This window comes from Limosilactobacillus coleohominis (assembly GCF_016901675.1).
Classification (GTDB): Bacteria; Bacillota; Bacilli; order Lactobacillales; family Lactobacillaceae; genus Limosilactobacillus; species Limosilactobacillus intestinavium.
Window position 1 is genome coordinate 1 of record NZ_JACJKU010000118.1, and the last position, 2,608, is coordinate 2,608.

The following is a 2,608-nucleotide window of genomic DNA, read 5'->3' on the forward strand; positions in this document are numbered from 1 at the left end:
GCATAAACTTCATCCATTAAAATACCTTGAATCCGATTAGCATTTAAATCAATAAAAGCATTGGGAAATGTATCATACAATACTGCTTTGTGATTTTTAATCCGATCTTTTAGTAATTTAGGATACTCATCCAGCATCGTCATTCCTGTGGAACCATTTTGAACACCTAATGTTTTACCAGTCATGTCTTGGAAATTTTGAATGCGGTCTTTTTTCTTGGTTACCAAAACCTGCTTGTTTAGAAGATAAACACGGCTGAACGCAACCTTCTTCTGACGTTGCGGGGTTACCGAATATCCATTCCAAAGCAAATCAATAGTACCATTTTTTAATTCAGTTTCTTTCATCGACCAATCAATCGTTTGAAAATCAACTTTAATCCCATACTGCTTAAAAACAGCACGAGCTAGGTCAATATCGTAACCAACGAGTTTCCCATTTTTCTGACGAAATCCCATGGGTACAAAACTATCATCAAGGCCAATAATAACCTTATGCCGTCGCTGAATACGTCCCCACGTATCTTGGTGTGCAGCACGATATGTAACGCTTTGGCACCCAGCCAAAAGAAGCGTTGGCAAAATGATGCACAACATTAATAGCCATCCTTTTACCCTTTTCATAAGCACGTTTCCTTCCTTCGTCATCAATTTCGTTGATCTAATGCTTTTACGGTTAACATATTATCAGCAATTTTCTTAGCAAATTCCATGTCGTGAGTAACTACCAACTGAGTAACCCCTTGTTCTTTCAGAGAAAGAATGAGCTTTGCAACTTCATCACGTAAATTAGGATCCAAAGCACTGGTGGGTTCGTCATAACATAAAATCTTAGGCTTCATTGCCAGAGCCCTAGCAATCGCTACACGTTGTTTTTGCCCACCTGACAATTGATATGGATAAAGATGTTCTTTATTTTTTAAACCTAATTGCGCCAATAAATCCAATGCTCTCTCTTCCGCAATTTTGGGATCTTGTTTAAGAACCATTGTTGGAGCTAACGTTAGATTTTCTAAAACCGATAAATGTGGAAACAGATTAAAGTCTTGGAAAACTACCCCCATTACAGCTTCAGAGCTTTCCAAATCTTGGGGATTAAATTGTTGACCGTCAATCAGAAAATCACCCGAATCAGCTGATTCTAATCCAGTAATGCATCGTAGAAGGGTCGTTTTACCTGCTCCAGATGGGCCAACAATTGTCAATATTTCACCATCTTTAACGTTAAAACTAATATCATCTAAGATTGGGCGACCATCAAAACTTTTTTTCAAATTTTTTACTTCTAACATTGATTAACCCTCCTAACTACTTGTAATAAGAATAACGTTTTTCAACTTTGTGAAGGATATAAGTACAAATCCCCACCATGATTAAGTAGATAACCCCAACTAACAGCAATGGAACTAAAGTAACATCTCGTGAGGTTGCAACATTACCTGCACGAAGAAGGTCTCCTAATCCAATTACGTAAACTAATGAGGAATCCTTTACCAGATTAACTACTTCGTTTCCAATAGATGGAATAACGATTTTAACAACCTGCGGAATGACAATTTTGCGAACCGTCTGCCAATAACTCAAGCCTAATACCCGGGCTCCTTCGTATTGACCTTCATCAATTGATTGAAGTCCACCACGGAAAATTTCAGCAAAGTAAGCAGCATAGTTTAAAATAAATGCAATTAATGCGGCATCAAATCGTTGAAAAACAATTCCGATAATTGGTAAACCATAAAAAACAAAAATTAATTGTAATAGTAATGGTGTTCCACGCATCAACCAAACATAAAATTCAAGGAACCATTTTAAAGGCTTAATTTTTGAAACTAACCCTAAACTACAAATAATTCCTAATGGTAATGAACCAATGAGTGTTAGGAAAAATAATTCTAACGTCATTCCGGCTCCTTGAAAAAGTGATGGTAAAATTTGTGTAATGTAGTGTAAAGACATTGAAGATTCCCCTTTCTATGTTTTAGATACATAAAGCGTCCCCTCGGAAATTAATCCAAGGGGACGCTTTACCGTGTTTCCACCCCAATTTATAGTTAGTTCACACTAACTACCTCAATAAGTTTATTCTCTACCAGAACTTAAAAAGCCCTCTAACTATTCAACAATAGTTAGAGGGCTTTTCAGCGGTTCCACCTCATTAGTGTTGGACCCTCACGAATCCAACCTCAGTAAGTTCATAAATAAACTCCACGCTATAACGGGCTTCCCCGGATTATCTTTTCTTCAGTAATCAACTCACAGTTGTGATTCAAGCATTAATCAGTATCTCTTCTCATCACTAGAAACTTTCTGTAAAAGATTAATTGCTTTACTATTCTGATCTTCGTCTTTTTTTATTATAAGTATAATAACCGTGTAAATTATGAAAGTCAATACTTAAATTAAAAAACTCTCATAAAACTATTAGGATCGTTTTTTGGCAAGTGCTTTAGTAAATAAAGTATTGATCGGCCAATATAGCAGGACAAAATAAACTAAGTTCAAAGCCAATGTTGGAGCTAATATATATAACAAGAAACTCCCGAAATTAACATGAGCAATCCCAATAATTAAATATGCCCAATAATTTAATAATTGGAACACACAAACAT

The 2,608-nt window shown here is 35.9% G+C and carries 3 protein-coding genes and 1 pseudogene; all 4 read right to left on the reverse strand.

What is annotated here, in order from left to right; genetic code table 11:
- A partial coding sequence (locus H5975_RS07795; RefSeq protein ID WP_204785568.1) for an amino acid ABC transporter substrate-binding protein occupies nucleotides 1–623 on the reverse strand: 623 nt, incomplete at its 3' end.
- Between the two features lie 23 nt (nucleotides 624–646).
- The gene (locus H5975_RS07800) at nucleotides 647–1,291 is read right to left on the reverse strand and encodes an amino acid ABC transporter ATP-binding protein (protein ID WP_178659786.1); all 645 of its coding nucleotides are present in this window, start codon (nucleotides 1,289–1,291) and stop codon (nucleotides 647–649) included.
- Between the two features lie 16 nt (nucleotides 1,292–1,307).
- Nucleotides 1,308–1,955, reverse strand: coding sequence for an amino acid ABC transporter permease (locus tag H5975_RS07805; RefSeq protein ID WP_178659788.1), 648 nt, complete (start codon nucleotides 1,953–1,955; stop codon nucleotides 1,308–1,310).
- 465 nt (nucleotides 1,956–2,420) lie between these two features.
- Nucleotides 2,421–2,608, reverse strand: a pseudogene (locus tag H5975_RS07810) (rod shape-determining protein MreD); the annotation flags it as partial.